This is a genomic window from Streptomyces ossamyceticus, from assembly GCF_001418475.1.
Taxonomy (GTDB): Bacteria; Actinomycetota; Actinomycetes; order Streptomycetales; family Streptomycetaceae; genus Streptomyces; species Streptomyces ossamyceticus.
In genome coordinates, this window is the sequence record NZ_LIQX01000343.1 from 1 (window position 1) to 16,273 (window position 16,273).

The window sequence follows — 16,273 nt, forward strand, 5'->3', positions numbered from 1 at the left end:
GAGGGCGGTGCCGGGGCACTGAAGAGATATGGGTCGCTACGCGCGTCAGCCGACGACCTTCTTGAGGGCGTCGCCGAGGGCGTCGGCCTCGTCAGGGGTCAGCTCGACGACGAGCCGACCGCCGCCTTCGAGCGGAACGCGCATGACGATGCCCCGCCCCTCCTTGGTCACCTCGAGCGGGCCATCGCCCGTTCGCGGCTTCATGGCCGCCATGCTCGTTCCCCTTCCTGAAACCAGCTCATCGCCATAGCCGACGGCCCTGGAGGGCAGGCGCGGGCCCACCTGGGGACACGCCACACCGGCATCGAACACATTGCTTCCAGGCCATTATCCCGCATCCCACGACCCGATGACCAACATCAGTAGGCATCGCTTGGGCAACGCGCGCGAGCAAAACCACCCAATTCGGCGATGTGGCTGCGATACTGCGCCACCACGCCGACTTCGGTCACCGCTCGGCCGATCGTGATTCTTTGACGCAGGTCACACGTCCGGCCCGCGCCACCGTCGATGATCTCCGACATGCTGTGCTGTGACGCAGGGCGTACCGACCAGTACGTCACCAGCCGCGACACCGGAGGGGTAACCGCCATGGCCGACACCGTGCTCTACGAGGTGCACGACGGACTCGCGACGATCACGCTGAACCGCCCCGAGGCGATGAACGCGCTGAACATCGCGACCAAGGTCGCGCTGCGGGAGGCCGTGGAGTCCGCCGCCGGGGACGACGCGGTACGGGCCGTGCTGCTGACCGCCGCCGGGGACCGGGCCTTCTGTGTGGGGCAGGACCTGAAGGAGCACATCGGGCTGCTCGTCGAGGACTCGACGCAGGTCATGAGCACGGTCAAGGAGCACTACAACCCGATCGTGAAGGCCATCGCGGGCATGCCGAAGCCGGTGGTGGCGGGCGTGAACGGGGTCGCCGCCGGTGCCGGCCTGGGCTTCGCGCTGGCCGCGGACTACCGGGTGGTCGCCGAGACCGCCGCGTTCAACACCTCCTTCGCCGGGGTCGCGCTGACCGCGGACTCCGGGGTCTCGTGGACGCTGCCGCGCGTCATCGGGCCGGGCCGCGCGGCCGATCTGCTGATGTTCCCGCGCAGCATCAAGGCCCAGGAGGCGCACGAGCTGGGGATCGCCAACCGGATCGTGCCGTCGGCCGCCCTGCCGGAGGCGGCCGAGCAGGTGGCGCGGATGCTGGCCGAGGGGCCGACGGTGGCGTACGCGGCGATCAAGGAGGCCATGGCGTACGGGTTCTCGCACTCGCTGGCGCAGACGCTGGACAAGGAGGACGAGCTCCAGACCCGGGCGGGGGCGTCGGAGGACCACGCGATCGCCGTGCGGGCGTTCGTGAACAAGGAGACGCCGAAGTACCTGGGCCGCTGAGGCCCGGCCCGGCGGCCGCTCTCCCGCTCGAAAGGGCTCGCTCCTCTCGCGGGGGCGCGCCCTTCTCGTGGTCCGGAGGGGCTTACCCCGGAGCGGCTACAGCGGCGCCCCTCTCGCCACGCAGGTCTCCAGGTGGTCGTCGACCAGGCCGCACGCCTGCATCAGGGCGTACGCCGTGGTCGGGCCGACGAAGCGGATGCCCTGCTTCTTCAGGGCCTTCGCCAGGGCCGTGGACTCGGGGGTGACCGCGGGGACGTCGGCGAGGGTCTTCGGGACCTGGCGGGTGGCCGGGTCGGGGGCATGGGACCAGATCAGGGCGTCCAGATCGCCCGGGGACCACTCCGCGAGGACCCGGGCGTTGGCGACCGTGGCCTCGATCTTGGCACGGTTGCGGATGATGCCGGGGTCGGCGAGGAGCCGCTCCTTGTCGGCCTCGGTGAAGGCGGCCACCTCGGCGATCCTGAAGCCGGAGAAGGCCGCGCGGAAGCCCTCGCGGCGGCGGAGAATGGTGATCCAGGAGAGGCCGGACTGGAAGGCCTCCAGGCAGAGCCGCTCGTACAGCGCGTCGTCGCCGTGGACCGGGCGGCCCCACTCCTCGTCGTGGTACGCCACGTAGTCCTCGGTGGACAGGGCCCAGGGGCAGCGCGGGGCGCCGTCGGGACCGGCGAGGGCCGTGCCGTCGCTCACCGGTGCTCGCCCTCCTCCGGCTTGCGCAGGGACGTCATGGTGGCCGCGCGGGCGCCGGCGAGCGCGGACTCCAGGTCGGCGATCCGGGCGTCCCGCTCGGCGATCTCGGCGCTGAGGCGGCTGAGGGCGTCGTCGACGTCCACCATGCGGTAGCCGCGCACGGCGACCGGGAAGCGGAGGGCCTCCACATCGGCGCGGTTGACCGGGCGGTCGGCCGGCAGCGGGTCCTGGAGCCGCTCGGCCGGGGCCTCGGGCAGGGCGGCGCTCTCGCCGCCGCCCACCACGGCGAGCGTCACCGCGGCCACCACGACCGCGAGCGCGACGACCAGGAACAAGAACATGAACATCGCTGGGGTCCCCTCGACTGTGTCCGCTCCGATCGTGCCATGCGAGTCTGGCAGTTAGGGTCACAGGCGGTTGGGCAGGGCGGTCAATCGGCGGGACGTACCGGGAGAGGGCACAGCGGATGCTCAGGCTGGGCAAGCGGGAATTCGGCACGCACGAGCCGGTGATCATGGCCATCGTGAACCGGACCCCCGACTCCTTCTACGACCAGGGGGCGACCTTCCACGACGAGCCGGCGCTCGCGCGGGTGGAGCGGGCGGTCGCCGAGGGGGCCGCGATCATCGACATCGGCGGGGTGAAGGCCGGGCCGGGCGAGGAGGTCACCGCCGAGGAGGAGGCGCGGCGGACGGTGGGGTTCGTGGCCGAGGTGCGGCGGCGGTTCCCCGACGTGATCATCAGCGTCGACACCTGGCGGCACGAGGTCGGGGAGGCCGTCTGCGAGGCGGGGGCGGATCTCCTGAACGACGCGTGGGGCGGAGTCGATCCGCGGCTGGCGGAGGTGGCGGCGCGGTACCGGGTGGGGCTGGTGTGCACGCACGCGGGGGGCGCCGAGCCCCGTACGCGGCCGCACCGGGTCGAGTACGCCGACGTCATGGCGGACATCCTGCGGGTGACCGTGGGGCTTGCCGAGCGGGCCGTGGCGCTGGGGGTGCCGCGGGAGTCGGTGCTGATCGATCCGGGGCACGACTTCGGGAAGAACACGCGGCACAGCCTTGAGGCGACCCGGCGGCTGGGGGAGATGGTGGCCACGGGGTGGCCCGTGCTGGTGTCGCTGTCCAACAAGGACTTCGTCGGGGAGTCGCTGGACAAGCCGGTGAAGGAGCGGGTGGTCGGGACGCTGGCGACGACCGCGGTGTCGGCGTGGCTGGGGGCGCAGGTGTACCGGGTGCACGAGGTGGCCGAGACCAGGCAGGTGCTCGACATGGTGGGGGCGATCGCCGGGCACCGGGCTCCGACGGTGGCCCGGCGGGGGCTGGCCTAGGGGCCGTCGTCAAACTGCCGTCGTCGCCCGGAGGGCAGGCGGGAGTTCGACGACAGCCCCTAGCGCGAAGCAGCGGGCTGTGCCCCCTGCTTCGCGCTCACGGGTGGGCGGGCGCGGTCAGCGGCCCGCCTCCTTCGAGACCAGGGCCACCGCCTCGTCCACGTCGTCGGTGACGTGGAACAGGGTCAGGTCCTTCTCCGCGGCCTTGCCCTGGGCCACCAGCGTGTGGGTGAGCCAGTCGACCAGGCCGCTCCAGTAGGACTCGCCGAAGAGGACGATCGGGAAGCGCGTCACCTTCTGGGTCTGGACGAGGGTGAGGGCCTCGAAGAGTTCGTCGAGGGTGCCGAGGCCGCCGGGCAGGACGACGAAGCCCTGGGCGTACTTGACGAACATCATCTTCCGGACGAAGAAGTAGCGGAAGTTGAGGCCGATGTCGACGTAGGGGTTGAGGCCCTGCTCGAAGGGCAGCTCGATGCCCAGTCCGACGGAGGTGCCGCCCGCTTCGAGGGCGCCCTTGTTGGCCGCCTCCATGGCCCCGGGGCCGCCGCCGGTGATGACGGCGAAGCCCGCCTCCACGAGGCCGCGGCCGAGCCGGACGCCCGCCTCGTACTCGGGTGAGTCGACCGGCGTCCGGGCGGAGCCGAAGACGCTGATGGCGGCCGGGAGTTCGGCGAGCGTGCCGAATCCCTCGATGAACTCGGACTGGATGCGCAGGACCCGCCAGGGGTCGGTGTGGACCCAGTCCGAGGGGCCGCCCGCGTCCAGCAGCCGTTGGTCGGTCGTGCTCGCCTGCACCTGGGTGCGTCTGCGCAGCACCGGCCCCAGCCGCTGCTCCTCCGGTGGCTGGTTCTTGCCCTCGGGGTTGCCGGTCGCCATGTCCGCTCCCTCCGCCGTGCTGGTGGTTCGGTTCAGCGTAGATCCACGCGGGTTACGGAGGGGGGACGCGAGCGTGTCCGCCGCGATCCGTCACCGACGCGTTCCGATGCCCGCCGATATGCGCTGATTCATCTCCAGCGGATCCCCGGCCGAATCCATTCCCCGCCTCAGGCCGTGAGCCAGGCCCGCAGGCGCTCCTCCCCCGCAAGGATCTTCGCGGTCTCCACGCGTTCGTCCCGCTTGTGCGCCAAGTGCGGGTTACCGGGGCCGTAGTTGACCGCGGGGACGCCGAGGGAGCTGAAGCGGGAGACGTCCGTCCAGCCGTACTTGGGCGAGGGGGTGCCGCCGACCGCCTCGATGAAGGCGGCGGCCGCCGGGTGGGAGAGGCCGGGCAGCGCGCCGGGACTGTGGTCGTCGACCACGAACTCCTCGACGCCGCAGTCGGCGAAGACCTCGCGGACGTGGGCGATGGCCTCCTCCTCCGTACGGTCGGGCGCGTAGCGGAAGTTGACCGTGACCACGCACTCGTCGGGGATGACGTTGCCGGCCACGCCGCCGGAGATGCCGACCGCGTTGAGGCCCTCGCGGTACTCCAGGCCGTCGATGACCGGGTAGCGGGGCTGGTACGCGGCGAGGCGGGCGAGGATCGGGGCGGCGGTGTGGATGGCGTTGGAGCCCATCCAGCCGCGGGCGGAGTGGGCGCGTTCGCCCTTCGTCCTCAGCAGGACCCGCAGGGTGCCCTGGCAGCCGCCCTCGACCTGGCCGTCGGAGGGCTCCAGGAGGACCGCGAAGTCGCCCTCCAGCCACTCGGGGTACGCCTCGGAGATGTGCTTCAGGCCGTTCAGCTCGGCGGCGACCTCCTCGTTGTCGTAGAAGACGAAGGTCAGGTCGCGGTTCGGGGACGGCACCGTGGCCGCGATGCGCAGCTGGACCGCGACGCCGGACTTCATGTCGCAGGTGCCGCAGCCCCACAGGACGCCGTCCTCGTCGAGGCGGGAGGGGACGTTGTCGGCGATGGGCACGGTGTCGATGTGGCCGGCCAGGATCACCCGCTCCGCCCGCCCCAGGTGGGTGCGGGCGACGACGTTGTTGCCGTAGCGCTCGACCGTGAGGTGCGGCAGGGCGCGCAGCGCGGTCTCGATCGCGTCCGTGAGCGGCTTCTCGGTGCCGCTCTCGGAGGGGAAGTCGACGAGCTGCGCGGTCAGCCGCGCGGCGTCGAGCGTGAGGTCAATCGGGGTGTCGGCCATGGCCCCGACCCTAACGCGCCGCGTTCTCGGATCCGTGCCGGCGACCGGTTACCGCCGCCCGCCAGGAGGTTGTCCACAACCGGGGGCATGTTCCCATTACCCTCCAGTACCTTGTACGGCGTGCCAGAGTCGTACACCGTTTCTCCTCATCCCCGTGCCCGTCGACGTGGTGGCTGCTTCCTGCGTTTCGCGGCGGCCTTCGTCGTGCTGCTCGCGCTGGGGGCGTATCTGACCATGCAGTATCTGACCGGGGGCAACGGCACACCGAAGTGCACGGTGGTGTCGGCCGACGACGAGAAGACGTCGTACGAGTTCACCCCGGAGCAGGCGGCGAACGCGGCGACGATCTCGGCCGTCGGCACCTCCCGTGACCTGCCCGAGCGGGCCGTGACGATCGCGCTGGCGACCGCGCTCCAGGAGTCCGGTCTGCGGAACATCGCGCACGGCGACCGGGACTCGCTGGGGCTGTTCCAGCAGCGCCCGTCGCAGGGCTGGGGCACCGAGCGGCAGATCCAGGACCCCGTGTACGCGGCGGGCGAGTTCTACGAGCACCTGGTGAAGGTCTCGGGCTACGAGAAGCTGCCGCTGACCGTGGCCGCCCAGAAGGTGCAGCGCAGCGGCTACCCGGACGCCTACGCCAAGCACGAGCCGGACGCCACGCTGCTGGCCGCCGCGCTGACCGGCCGGGCGGCGGCCACGCTGACCTGCGAGGGGCGCCTGGAGGCGTCCGCGACGGCGTACGGCGGCGGCCCGGAGGCGGTGCGCAGCGCGCTCGCGCGGGACTTCGGCGACAAGATGTTCGAGACGGCCGGGGCGGTGGTGAAGTCCTCGCGCTCCGCCGCCTCCGCGACCACCTCGGCGGCGTCCAGCGCCCCGCCGGCGACCGGGGCGAGCCCGGGCCCCGCGGTGTCCGCGCTGACGATCCCGGTGTCGGACGGCGGTGGCGCCGACGACGTGCGGCGGCGCGGCTGGGAGCTGGCGCACTGGGCCGTGGCGAACTCCTCCCGGCTGGGCGTCGAGCGCGTCACGTACGCCGGGCGGGAGTGGGTCGCCGAGGGCCGGGCCGGTGCCTGGCGCAAGGCCGCGGCGGCGGGCGGCTCTACGGCCGAGGTCCGCATCGTCACGGGACGGTAGGGGCCGCGCCACGACGGGACGCCCGGAGACGGGCGGTCCGAATCGTCCCTGGACAGCGGCGGGCGGGGCTCACCCGTCGGAGGTACGCGCGGCGCGTCGGGTGGACGGGGTGCGGGGACTTTCCCCTGCTCACCCTCGCCTCGGCGGATTCCTTGGGAGCGCGGGGCTGTAAGGATTCGGCAGACAGTCGGACCGCGCGTCATTCATCTTCATTTGCCCGCATTCGACAATGCGACGCATTGCCAACTCTTTACGTTGGGCCGCCGCAACCTTCACGGACTTCGAGCGGTAGTCACTGCGTCCGAGCCCGGAACGATCACGCCGACAGCCATTCGGCGGTCAACTCCCAGGCACTGTCGGACACTTCACCGTTCTCTTCCGTCAAAGGAGCACCATGTCCCTCCCCCTGACCCGCCGGATCGCCAATGCCGCGCTGCTGACCGCAGCGGGAGCGGCCTCCGTGGTCGGTGCGGCCGGCTCCGCGAGCGCGGCGCCCGAACTCCCGGCCACCCCGGACCTGGGCGGTCTGTCCGCCGTGGACGGGGCGAACGCCGGCGACACCGCGGACGGCGCGACGCAGAGCGTCACCGGCGTCGCGAGCAACGTGGGCGGCAAGGCGGCCAAGGAGACCCTGCCGACCGTGAGCAAGACCGGCGGGAAGACCGTCAAGAAGACGACGCCCGTCGCACAGAAGACCGCCGGGGACGCCGCGGGCACCGCCGGGGCGGCTCTGGGCGACACGGCCAAGGGCGCGACGAAGGGCGGCCTGCCGACGGACTCCGTCGCCAAGGGCGGCCTGCCCACCGGCAAGCTGCCGGTCAAGAGCCCGCTCGGCTGACACCTGCGCCGGCGAAGAGGGGCCCGGGGGTTTCCCCGGGCCCCTCTTCCGTCGTCCGGCCGGGACTACGCCCCGGTCAGCCGGGCCACCGCCGCCGCGACCCGCTCGTCCGTGGCGGTGAAGGCCACGCGGACGTGCTGCTCGCCCGCGGAGCCGTAGAAGTCACCAGGAGCCACGAGGATGCCCAGGTCGGCGAGGTGGGCCACCGTCGACCAGCAGGACTCGTCGCGGGTGGCCCAGAGGTAGAGGCTGGCCTCGCTGTGCTCGATGCGGAAGCCGTGGCGCTCCAGGGCGTCGCGGAGGGCGGCGCGACGGGCGGCGTAGCGGTCGCGCTGCTCGCGGACGTGGGCGTCGTCGCCGAGCGCGGCGACGACGGCGGCCTGGGTGGGGGCCGAGGTCATCATGCCGCCGTGCTTGCGGATCTGCAGGAGCGGGTTCAGGACGGCCGGGTCGCCCAGCAGGAAGGCCGCGCGGTAGCCCGCGAGGTTGGAGCGCTTGGAGAGGGAGTGGACGGCAACGATGCCGTCGTACGAGCCGCCGTTGACGTCGGGGTGCAGGACCGAGACGGGGTCGGCCTCCCAGCCCAGCTCCAGGTAGCACTCGTCGGAGAAGATCAGGATGCCGTGCTCGCGGGCCCAGGCCACGATCGGGGTCAGCTCCTCCTGGGAGAGGACCTTGCCGGTGGGGTTGGACGGCGAGTTCAGCCAGAGGAGCTTCAGACCCTCGGGGTCGAGCCGCGTCGGGTCGTCGTAGACCTCGTACTCGGCGCGGGCGAGGCGGGCGCCCACCTCGTACGTCGGGTAGGCGAGGCGCGGGTACGCGACCCGGTCGCCGGGGCCGAGGCCCAGCTGGGTGGGGAGCCAGGCCACCAGTTCCTTGGAGCCGACGATCGGCAGGACGTGGCGGTGGGTGATCCCGCGGGCGCCGAGGCGGCGCTCGGCCCAGCCGGTGATCGCGTCGCGCAGTTCGGGGGTGCCCCACACGGTCGGGTAGCCCGGCGAGTCGGCGGCCGCCACCAGGGCCTTCTGGACCAGCTCGGGGACCGGGTCGACCGGGGTGCCCACGGAGAGGTCGACGATGCCGCCGGGGTGGGCGGCGGCCGTCGCCTTGTACGGCTCCAGCTTGTCCCAGGGGAAGGTGGGGAGACGATCGCTGACTGCGGACACGGGATCTGGCTCACTTTCTCGTACGGACGCTCCGTACGGGCCCGTGGGACGGGGCGCGGGCGTACGTACTGCTCGTACGGCGAACGCCTCGGGCCCGTACGGCGATCATCTGATCGGACGTACGGGACCGAGGCGGCGCCTGCCGCGGGCCGCCGGCCGGGCGGCCCCGCGGCGTCGCTTCCTCAGGCCTGCGGCGGCAGGGCGGCGATGAAGGGGTGGTCGCGCTCGATCAGGCCGAGCTTGCTCGCACCGCCGGGAGAGCCGAGCTCGTCGAAGAACTCGACATTCGCCTTGTAGTAGTCCTTCCACTCCTCCGGAGTGTCGTCCTCGTAGAAGATCGCCTCGACCGGGCACACCGGCTCGCAGGCACCGCAGTCGACGCATTCATCCGGGTGGATGTAGAGGGACCGCTGACCCTCGTAGATGCAGTCGACCGGGCACTCCTCGATGCACGCCTTGTCCTTGACGTCGACACAAGGCTGCGCGATGACGTAGGTCACGCTGTCGTTCCTCCTCGATAGGGCGCTGGCGGGCCTCCTCAGGCTCCGCCGCCTGGCGCGCGGGAGCGCGGCGTCGTCGATGCCCGCCCCTAGTATCTCCGTTCCTGGGCATGATCCGAACAGGAGGGGTGAACTGACCTGTGGAAATCTCTGCCGGTGGACGTCTCGAGATCCGGGTTTCCGCCGCTGACGTGGGAAAACGCGTCTCCGTGCGGCGGGTTGCCGAGGATGCCCTCGCGGGTCGGAAATTCACCGACACGGTTGGTGTTCTCACATCATGGGACGACGGCGTGCTGCTGATCACCCGCAGGGACGGGGAGCGCGTACGGATCAAGGAGTCGTCGCTGGTGGCGGGGAAGGTGGTGCCCGCCGCACCCGCCCGCCGACGGGGACCTGCGGCCTCGTACGAGGAACTGGCGCGGGTCTCCGCGCGGGCCTGGCAGCCCGTCGAGCGCGAGTCGCTCGGCAGCTGGGAGCTGCGGGCCGCCTCCGGCTTCACCCGGCGCGCCAACTCGGTGCTGCCCCTCGGCGACCCCGGCATACCCCTGGACGAGGCGCTGACGGCCGTACGCCGCTGGTACGCGGACCGGGAGCTGCCCGCGTACCTGCAACTGGCCACCGGCGCCGAGGGCACCCAGGAGCTGCTCTGCGCGGAGGTGGAGGACCGCGGGTGGATCCGTGAGGTCACCGCCGAACTGTGGATCGGGGCGCTGGCGCCCGTCGCGGACCGGGAGGCGCCCGGGGTGCGGCTGTCCCGGACGGCGGACGAGGCGTGGCTCAGCCGCTACCAGCGCAAGGGCGTCAGCGAGATCGCGCTGAAGGTGCTCGGCAGCGGGCCCTCCGTGTGGTTCGCGACGGTGCCGGGGGCCGAGGGGGCCGCGCCCTCGGCGATCGGACGGTGCGTCGTGGACGGGCGGTGGGCCGGTTTCGCGGCCGTGGAGGTCGATCCGGCGCGCCGCCGGGAAGGGCTCGCGACGACCGTGATGGCCGCCCTGGCCCAGCGGGCGCTGGACGAAGGGGCCTCGGCGGGCTGGCTCCAGGTCGAGACGGACAAGGCGGGCGCGCGGACGCTGTACGGGGGTATGGGCTTCGCAGCGCACCATGCGTATCACCACTACCGGGCGCCCGGGGACGGCGCGTCCGGGGACTCTGCGTCCGAGGGCGCGGCGTCCGAGGAAGATCTGGCGTCCAAGGGGTACGGGGAGCGGGCGTCCGAGGAGTCCGGGGGCCGTTTCGAGTCGTCCCGGTCGTCATGAGCGGGCCGTACTCCGACATGCGTGCGCCCCTGCCGCCGGAGCCGGAGCGGGCCGCCGAGGTGCGGCGGCGGTTCGCCGCGGAGGCGCGGGCCGAGCGGCCCGACCTCGCCACGCTGTGCCTGCTGGTGGGCGCCGCGGGCGACGGGGCGCTGGACGACACCGGCCTCGACGCCGCGCAGATCGAACTGGACCGGCTCGCGGGGCTGCTGCCCTACCGGCCCGGCGGGCCCCGGGCGTGGGCGCTCGCGCTGGCGGGGCTGCTCGGGGAGCGGTGCGGGTTCCGCGGCTCCGCCGCGGACTACCAGCGGCTGGAGTCGTCGCTGCTGCACCGCGTGCTGGAGCGGCGGCGGGGGCTGCCGATCCTGTTGTCGGTGGTGTGGATGGAGGTGGCCCGGCGGGCGGGGGCCCCGGTGTACGGGGTCGCGCTGCCCGGGCACTTCGTCGTGGGGTTCGGGCCCGCGGAGGACCAGGTGCTGGCCGATCCGTTCGACGGGGGGCGGGTGCTCACCGGAAACGACGCGGAGACCCTGGTCGCGGGGGCGACGGGGGGTCCGCTGGAGCCGGGGATGCTGCGGCCGGCCGATCCGCTGGACGTCGTGCTGCGGGTCCTGAACAACGTGCGGGCGTGGGCCGCGGCCCGGCCCGAGCGGTCGGACGTGGCGTTGTGGGCGATCGAGCTGTCGCTGGCCCTGCCCTCCCATCCGGCGCGGCTGCGGTACGAGTGGGCGCAGTTGCTGGTGCTGCGGGGGGAGTTCCTGCGCGGGGCCGCGGAGTTGGAGGCGTACGCGGAGGTGGTGGCCGGGGTGGACGACAGCGCGGCGGAACGCGTGCGGCGACAGGCGGGGGCGGCTCGGGCCCGGTTGAACTGAGGGGCTGGCTGAGGACCGGTGAGGGCCGGGTGCGTGTCCTCGCCGTAGGGCCTGTGTTGACGGCTGCGGGTGCGTCGTGGTCGGTCGCGCAGTTCCGCTACAACCACCCCTTCTCCCGTGCGATGCGCACCGCCTCTCGTCTGTTGCGGACCGAGAGTTTCTGGATGGCTGTGGAGAGGTAGTTGCGAACCGTGCCCTGGGAGAGGTGGAGGGTCGCGGCCAGTTCCGCGTTCGTGGCGCCGTCGGCAGCCGCGCGGAGCACCTCGCGTTCACGGTCGGTCAGAGGGTTGGCGCCCTCGGCGAGGGCCGCTGCCGCGAGGGTGGGGTCGATGACCCGTTCGCCGGTCAGGACGCGGCGTACGGCGTCGGCCAGCCGCGCGGCGGGGGCGTCCTTGACGAGGAACGCGTCGGCGCCGGCCTCCATGGCGCTGCGGAGGTAGCCGGGGCGGCCGAACGTGGTGAGGACGACGAGCTTCACGGCGGGCAGCTCGCGGTGGAGCCGGGCCGCCGCCTCGATGCCCGTGGCACCCGGCATCTCGATGTCGAGGAGGGCCACGTCGACCTCATGGGCGCGGGCGGCGGCCAGGACCTCGTCGCCGCGGGCGACCTGGGCCACCACCTCGATGTCCTCCTCCAGGCCCAGGAGGGCGGCCAGGGCCTCGCGGACCATCGACTGGTCCTCGGCGAGGAGGACCTTGATCGTGCGGCTCATGCGCCGGATCCTACGTCCGGGGTCACAGCCGCCGCGGGGGCCCTGGCCACCAGGCGGAAGCCGTGCCCGGCCGGGCCCGCCTCCAGCGTGCCGCCCACCTTCTCCAGACGTTCGGTGAGGCCGGTGAGCCCGGTGCCGGGGTTGCCGCCGGACCCGCCGGACCCGTCGGTCTGGATGCCTCCGGCGCCCGTCCCGTCGTCGTCGACGGTGAGTTCGAGGGCGGGGCCGTCGAGGGTCTGGCGGCGGACGAGGTCCACCGAGCAGCGGTGGGCGCCGCTGTGGCGGACGACGTTGGTGACGGCCTCCCGCAGCGCCCAGGCGAGAGCGGACTCGGTGTCGTCGGGGACGCCGGTGAGGTCGGGGATGTCGGCGGGCAGTTCGGCGGTGATGCCGGCCGCCGTGAGCGCGTCGCGGGCACCGGCGAGTTCGGTGGCGAGGCGGGGGCGGCGGTAGCCGGTGACGGCCTCGCGGACGTCGACGAGGGCCTGACGGCTGACCTGCTCGATGTCAGAGACCTGGCGGGCCGCCTCCTCGGGGCGGTCCGGGAGCATCCGGCCCGCCAGCTCGCTCTTGAGGGTGATCAGGGACAGGGAGTGGCCGAGGAGGTCGTGCAGGTCGCGGGCGAGGCGCAGGCGCTCCTCGTTCGCCGCAAGCTGGGCCACCGTCGCCCGGGCCTCCCGGAGCTCACGGGTCGTGTGGATGAGTTCGCGCACGCCGGCCATGGAGAAGCCGCCGAGGAGGGCCGGGAGGAGCAGGGAGGCCAGATACGCCTCCCCGCCGGGCACGGAGAGGGCGACGGCCGTCAGCAGCGCGGAGCAGGCCGGGATCGTCAGCCGGGCCAGGCGCAGCGGGAGCGCGGCGCCGGACGCGACCGACACGTAGACGAAGAGCACGAGCCACTCGCGGCCGAGGGTGAGGGCCAGGACCGTGGACTGGGCGGCGAGCACGGCGAGGGAGCCGAGGACCAGGCGGTTGGTCTCACCGCGGCCGGTGCGGAAGATCAGCACGAAGTACCAGGCGACGAAGGCGGCCAGGCCGATCCAGCCGAGGAGGCGGACGCCGGCGCTGTGGCCCCCGTGCAGCAGGTCCGTCACGGGGGCGCTCAGATAGGCGAGCCAGATCCCGGTCCAGAGGAACTTCATCGCCCGCTGTCTGCCGTTTCGCGGGCGCTGCCCGATGCCGACGCCGCTCACGCCTTCAGCGTGTCCTTCCGGTAGAGCCAGGCCGCGCCGCCCGCGAACAGGGCGAAGGAGACGGCCAGGACGAGGAGGTCCGTGGTGTGCGGGGCGTGGCTCTGCTCGATGGCCCGGCCGAGGGAGGCGTACGCGTGGGTGGGCAGCCACCTGGCGATGTCCTGGAGCCACTGGGGGAACGTCGTCGTCGGCATCCACAGGCCGCCGAGCATCGACAGACCGAAGTAGACGATCATCGTCACGGGGCGGACCGCGTCGCCGGAGGCGAGGTAGCCGATGGCGACGCCGAGCGCGGCGAAGACGAGGCTGCCGGCCCAGATCGCGCCGGTCAGAGCGAGCCACTGCCAGGCGTCCAGGCGGACGTCCTTCACGAGGGCCGCCACCACGAAGACGATCACGATCGAGGGCAGGCTGACCACGGCAGCGCTCGCGGTCTTCGCGAGGACGTAGCCGCGCCCCGGCAGGGTGGTCAGCCGCAGCTGGCGTACCCAGCCGCTCTCGCGTTCCTTGGCGATGCGCTCGCTGTTGCCCATCAGCACGGCCGTCAGGGCGCCGAAGGAGGCCATGGAGACCATCATGTACGTCGGCAGGGTCAGGCCGGTGCCGTCGATCTTCTCGGTGGTGCTCGCGCTGCCCGCGATCAGCAGGAACAGCAGCGACGGGTAGAGCACCGAGAAGAACAGGAACTTGCGGTTGCGCAGGGCACGGGTGAGTTCCAGCTTGATCAGGCCCCACGAGGCGAGGGTGGTCAGCACGTCGACTTCGCCTCCTCGGCGGCGGTGATCGTCATGAATGCCTGTTCGAGGCCGAGTCCGGCCACTTCGAGGTTGCGGGGGTACAGGCCGAGGCCGTACAGGGCGTGGACGGTCGCGTCGGCGTCGGTGGACTGGATGCGGACGGTACGGCCGGACACGTCGAGGGTGGCGAGGAAGGGCAGGCCCCGCAGTCGGTCCTCGTCGATCGGGGCGTCGGGCAGGTCGAAGGAGATCCTGCGGGCGCCGGCCTTCGCCTTGATCTCGGCGGCGGTGCCGTCGGCCAGCAGCCGCCCGCGGTGCAGGACGAGGACGCGGTCGGCGACGGCGTCGGCCTCTTCGAGGTAGTGCGTGGCGAAGAGGACCGTGCGGCCATGGTCGGCCTGTTCGCGCATGGTCGCCCAGAACGCCTGGCGGGTGGTGACGTCCATGCCGGTGGTGGGCTCGTCCAGGACGATCAGGTCGCTGTCGCCGGCGGTGGCGAGGGCGAAGCGGACGCGCTGGGCCTGGCCGCCGGAGAGCTTGTCGACCTTGCGGTCGGCGATCCGGGTGACACCCGCGCGGGCGAGGACCTCCGACACCGGGTACGGCCGGGGGTGCAGCGAGCAGGCCAGGCGGACCAGTTCGGCGACGGTGACCTCGTCCATGAGGCCGCCGCTCTGCAGCATGGCGCCGACACGGCCCGCGACGATCGCCTCGCGGGGGCTGGTGCCGAGGACGCGGACGGTGCCGGTGTCGGGCTGCTTCAGGCCGAGGAGGAGGTCGAGGGTGGTGGACTTGCCCGCGCCGTTCGGGCCGAGCAGGGCGACGGTCTCCCCCGGGTGCAGTGCGAGCGTCAGTCCGTCGACCGCCCGCACGTTCCCGTAGGACTTGCCCACCCGCTCGAACCCGACCACCGGGGTGGTCGTGACCGCTGTTGTCGTCATGGGAACCAGGGTGTCCGCGCGGGGCCCCTCGGCGGCAGTGTCGGTGGTCCTGTGTGCCGCATGACAGAAGTCATACCGCCAGGGGTGACACACGGGCAGGTCGGGTTCGTGTCGATCACGGCGACCCGGTCGGTCTTGCTCTTGAGGGCCAGTCGGAGGGCGCCGTAGACGTCCTTGGCGTTGACGGGGGTCTTCTCGCCGTTCGCCCGGGTGATCAGGACGCCGTTGAAGGTGCCGCCGTAGAGCTCGACCAGGGCCTTCTCGTTGTAGGAGTCGACGAGCTTGCCGTCGACGGCCTTGACGGTGAGGAACTTCCACAGGGAGTTCTCGGGGCTGAGCTTCACGCTGTGCGCGGCGTCCGTCTGCACGGTGACGATGCCGGACATCGCCGGCTGCGCGAACTCCTTCATGAACCGGTCGACCTCGGCCTTGTCGACCGACGGCTCCTTGGCGGTGGTCGGCAGGCTCACGGCGGGGGCCGTACCGGTCTCGACCTGGGTGCGGTAGGCCTTCTCGACGGCCTCGGAGGACTGGTCGACGGCGATGCCCTTGCCGGCCTTGCCGTAGACGGGGACGGCCTTGCCGGGCTCGTACTTCACGGTGCCGTCGCTCGACGAGCCGGACCTGCCCGCGGCGCGCTCCAGCGCGGCCCGGAGCTTCTCCGCGTCGACCGGCATGACGGGCTCGACGACCCGCTTCTGCCCGAAGAGGGAGCCGATCACGGAGACCGGGTTGTAGTCGCTGACGGCGGCGACACGGACCGTGTCCTGCATGTCGAACTGCAGTCCGGCCTGGTCCGGGCGGAGCGTGACCGTCCCGCCGTCGACCGTGAGCTTCAGCTCCTTGTTCGTGTGGTCGGCGAAGGCCTTGTCCAGCTTGTTGAGGGCCTCGTCGCGGGTGCCGCCGCCGATGTCGACCCCGAGGACGGTGGTGCCCCTGGGGACGTCGGAGTGGTTCATGAGGAGACCGGCGCCGTAGACACCGCCGGCGAGGACGACCACGCCGCCACCGAGGAGCGCCAGCTTGCTGCGGCCCTTCTTCTTGGCGGGCTTCGCGGCCTTCGGGGCCTTCGGGGCCTTGCCGCCGGCGGGCTTCTGCTGCTGCGCACCGGGGTCGGGCAGCTTCGGCGGGGTGTGCCGGGTCGTGCCGTCGACGCCGCCCGGGGCGAAGGGGGCGCCCTGTGTGCCCGGGGGCACGACGGGGATGCCGCTGGTCAGGGTGTGCCCGGACGGGTTGTCCAGGGGTCCGGGGCCGCCGTAGCCGGGGGCGCCGGACCCGTCGGCGGGACGCTGCGGGGTGAGGACCGCGGTGTCGTCGCTGAGTCCGCCGCCGGGCTGGGCGTAGTCCGCGCCGAGCGGGGAGGTGAAGTCGGCGGCCGGGCCGAAGGGGTCGTTCCTGTCTCTTATA

Annotated in this window: 18 protein-coding genes and 1 pseudogene; 6 read left to right on the plus strand and 13 right to left on the minus strand. The window is 72.6% G+C overall.

Annotated elements, in window-relative coordinates:
• Positions 1–45: 45 nt before the first annotated feature.
• Both AOK15_RS42675 and AOK15_RS45205 read right to left on the minus strand, forming a co-directional pair.
• On the minus strand, positions 46–213 hold the full coding sequence (locus AOK15_RS42675) for a DUF3117 domain-containing protein (protein ID WP_003966491.1): 168 nt from the start codon (positions 211–213) through the stop codon (positions 46–48).
• 146 nt (positions 214–359) lie between these two features.
• A complete protein-coding gene (locus AOK15_RS45205; RefSeq protein WP_157870361.1) occupies positions 360–524 on the minus strand; it encodes a hypothetical protein in 165 nt (54 codons plus the stop codon).
• A gap of 67 nt (positions 525–591) precedes the next feature.
• On the opposite strand from AOK15_RS45205, the gene chcB reads away from it, so the two are divergent.
• Entirely contained in the window at positions 592–1,383 is a 792-nt protein-coding gene (gene chcB / locus AOK15_RS24550) for a 2-cyclohexenylcarbonyl CoA isomerase (RefSeq protein ID WP_055520456.1), read from the plus strand.
• A gap of 96 nt (positions 1,384–1,479) precedes the next feature.
• On the opposite strand, the gene AOK15_RS24555 is transcribed toward chcB, so the two are convergent.
• Together AOK15_RS24555 and AOK15_RS24560 are read right to left on the minus strand one after the other, a co-directional pair.
• The gene (locus AOK15_RS24555) at positions 1,480–2,070 is read right to left on the minus strand and encodes a DNA-3-methyladenine glycosylase I (protein ID WP_055520436.1); all 591 of its coding nucleotides are present in this window, start codon (positions 2,068–2,070) and stop codon (positions 1,480–1,482) included.
• Entirely contained in the window at positions 2,067–2,417 is a 351-nt protein-coding gene (locus tag AOK15_RS24560; protein WP_055520438.1) for a DivIVA domain-containing protein, read from the minus strand. The genes AOK15_RS24555 and AOK15_RS24560 overlap by 4 nt, the downstream gene beginning before the upstream one ends.
• A gap of 119 nt (positions 2,418–2,536) precedes the next feature.
• On the opposite strand from AOK15_RS24560, the gene folP reads away from it, so the two are divergent.
• Positions 2,537–3,397, plus strand: coding sequence for a dihydropteroate synthase (gene folP, locus AOK15_RS24565; RefSeq protein ID WP_055520440.1), 861 nt, complete (start codon positions 2,537–2,539; stop codon positions 3,395–3,397).
• Between the two features lie 117 nt (positions 3,398–3,514).
• Here folP and AOK15_RS24570 read toward each other — a convergent pair whose 3' ends face one another.
• Together AOK15_RS24570 and dapE are read right to left on the minus strand one after the other, a co-directional pair.
• Positions 3,515–4,273, minus strand: a complete 759-nt coding sequence (locus AOK15_RS24570) for an LOG family protein (RefSeq protein ID WP_055520441.1) — start codon at positions 4,271–4,273, stop codon at positions 3,515–3,517.
• A 167-nt stretch (positions 4,274–4,440) separates the two neighbouring features.
• Positions 4,441–5,520, minus strand: coding sequence for a succinyl-diaminopimelate desuccinylase (gene dapE, locus AOK15_RS24575; protein WP_055520443.1), 1,080 nt, complete (start codon positions 5,518–5,520; stop codon positions 4,441–4,443).
• A gap of 120 nt (positions 5,521–5,640) precedes the next feature.
• Here dapE and AOK15_RS24580 point away from each other — a divergent pair, with 120 nt between their 5' ends.
• Positions 5,641–6,654 carry a VldE C-terminal domain-containing protein gene (locus AOK15_RS24580; protein WP_205632222.1) on the plus strand — a complete coding sequence of 338 codons (1,014 nt, stop codon included), beginning with the start codon at positions 5,641–5,643 and terminating at the stop codon, positions 6,652–6,654.
• A 394-nt stretch (positions 6,655–7,048) separates the two neighbouring features.
• Complete coding sequence (locus AOK15_RS24585) at positions 7,049–7,492, plus strand: hypothetical protein (protein WP_055520445.1); 444 nt, start codon at positions 7,049–7,051, stop codon at positions 7,490–7,492.
• A 65-nt stretch (positions 7,493–7,557) separates the two neighbouring features.
• On the opposite strand, the gene AOK15_RS24590 is transcribed toward AOK15_RS24585, so the two are convergent.
• Both AOK15_RS24590 and fdxA read right to left on the minus strand, forming a co-directional pair.
• Entirely contained in the window at positions 7,558–8,658 is a 1,101-nt protein-coding gene (locus AOK15_RS24590; protein ID WP_055520446.1) for a bifunctional succinyldiaminopimelate transaminase/glutamate-prephenate aminotransferase, read from the minus strand.
• Positions 8,659–8,840: 182 nt separating this feature from the next.
• Complete coding sequence (gene fdxA / locus AOK15_RS24595) at positions 8,841–9,158, minus strand: ferredoxin (protein WP_004926152.1); 318 nt, start codon at positions 9,156–9,158, stop codon at positions 8,841–8,843.
• 140 nt (positions 9,159–9,298) lie between these two features.
• Here fdxA and AOK15_RS24600 point away from each other — a divergent pair, with 140 nt between their 5' ends.
• Entirely contained in the window at positions 9,299–10,414 is a 1,116-nt protein-coding gene (locus tag AOK15_RS24600) for a GNAT family N-acetyltransferase (protein ID WP_079058676.1), read from the plus strand.
• 17 nt (positions 10,415–10,431) lie between these two features.
• Positions 10,432–11,283, plus strand: coding sequence for a transglutaminase-like and tetratricopeptide repeat-containing protein (locus AOK15_RS24605; protein ID WP_055520459.1), 852 nt, complete (start codon positions 10,432–10,434; stop codon positions 11,281–11,283).
• Positions 11,284–11,380: 97 nt separating this feature from the next.
• Here AOK15_RS24605 and AOK15_RS24610 read toward each other — a convergent pair whose 3' ends face one another.
• The 5 genes and pseudogenes from AOK15_RS24610 to AOK15_RS24630 all read right to left on the minus strand — a co-directional run.
• Complete coding sequence (locus tag AOK15_RS24610; RefSeq protein ID WP_055520448.1) at positions 11,381–11,995, minus strand: response regulator transcription factor; 615 nt, start codon at positions 11,993–11,995, stop codon at positions 11,381–11,383.
• Positions 11,992–13,188 carry a sensor histidine kinase gene (locus tag AOK15_RS24615; RefSeq protein ID WP_055520450.1) on the minus strand — a complete coding sequence of 399 codons (1,197 nt, stop codon included), beginning with the start codon at positions 13,186–13,188 and terminating at the stop codon, positions 11,992–11,994. The genes AOK15_RS24610 and AOK15_RS24615 overlap by 4 nt, the downstream gene beginning before the upstream one ends.
• The gene (locus AOK15_RS24620; protein ID WP_055520451.1) at positions 13,185–13,943 is read right to left on the minus strand and encodes an ABC transporter permease; all 759 of its coding nucleotides are present in this window, start codon (positions 13,941–13,943) and stop codon (positions 13,185–13,187) included. The genes AOK15_RS24615 and AOK15_RS24620 overlap by 4 nt, the downstream gene beginning before the upstream one ends.
• On the minus strand, positions 13,937–14,866 hold the full coding sequence (locus AOK15_RS24625; RefSeq protein WP_055520453.1) for an ABC transporter ATP-binding protein: 930 nt from the start codon (positions 14,864–14,866) through the stop codon (positions 13,937–13,939). Before AOK15_RS24625 ends, AOK15_RS24620 begins: the two co-directional genes overlap by 7 nt.
• 98 nt (positions 14,867–14,964) lie before the next feature.
• Positions 14,965–16,273 (minus strand): annotated as a pseudogene (locus AOK15_RS24630) (hypothetical protein); the annotation flags it as partial.

Coding starts and splice junctions, on each gene's coding strand:
- AOK15_RS42675 (WP_003966491.1), bottom strand. CDS start 213: ATGGCGGCCATGAAGCCGCGAACGGGCGATGGCCCGCTCGAGGTGACC.
- AOK15_RS45205 (WP_157870361.1), bottom strand. CDS start 524: ATGTCGGAGATCATCGACGGTGGCGCGGGCCGGACGTGTGACCTGCGT.
- chcB (WP_055520456.1), top strand. CDS start 592: ATGGCCGACACCGTGCTCTACGAGGTGCACGACGGACTCGCGACGATC.
- AOK15_RS24560 (WP_055520438.1), bottom strand. CDS start 2,417: ATGTTCATGTTCTTGTTCCTGGTCGTCGCGCTCGCGGTCGTGGTGGCC.
- folP (WP_055520440.1), top strand. CDS start 2,537: ATGCTCAGGCTGGGCAAGCGGGAATTCGGCACGCACGAGCCGGTGATC.
- AOK15_RS24570 (WP_055520441.1), bottom strand. CDS start 4,273: ATGGCGACCGGCAACCCCGAGGGCAAGAACCAGCCACCGGAGGAGCAG.
- dapE (WP_055520443.1), bottom strand. CDS start 5,520: ATGGCCGACACCCCGATTGACCTCACGCTCGACGCCGCGCGGCTGACC.
- AOK15_RS24585 (WP_055520445.1), top strand. CDS start 7,049: ATGTCCCTCCCCCTGACCCGCCGGATCGCCAATGCCGCGCTGCTGACC.
- AOK15_RS24605 (WP_055520459.1), top strand. CDS start 10,432: ATGCGTGCGCCCCTGCCGCCGGAGCCGGAGCGGGCCGCCGAGGTGCGG.
- AOK15_RS24610 (WP_055520448.1), bottom strand. CDS start 11,995: ATGAGCCGCACGATCAAGGTCCTCCTCGCCGAGGACCAGTCGATGGTC.
- AOK15_RS24625 (WP_055520453.1), bottom strand. CDS start 14,866: ATGACGACAACAGCGGTCACGACCACCCCGGTGGTCGGGTTCGAGCGG.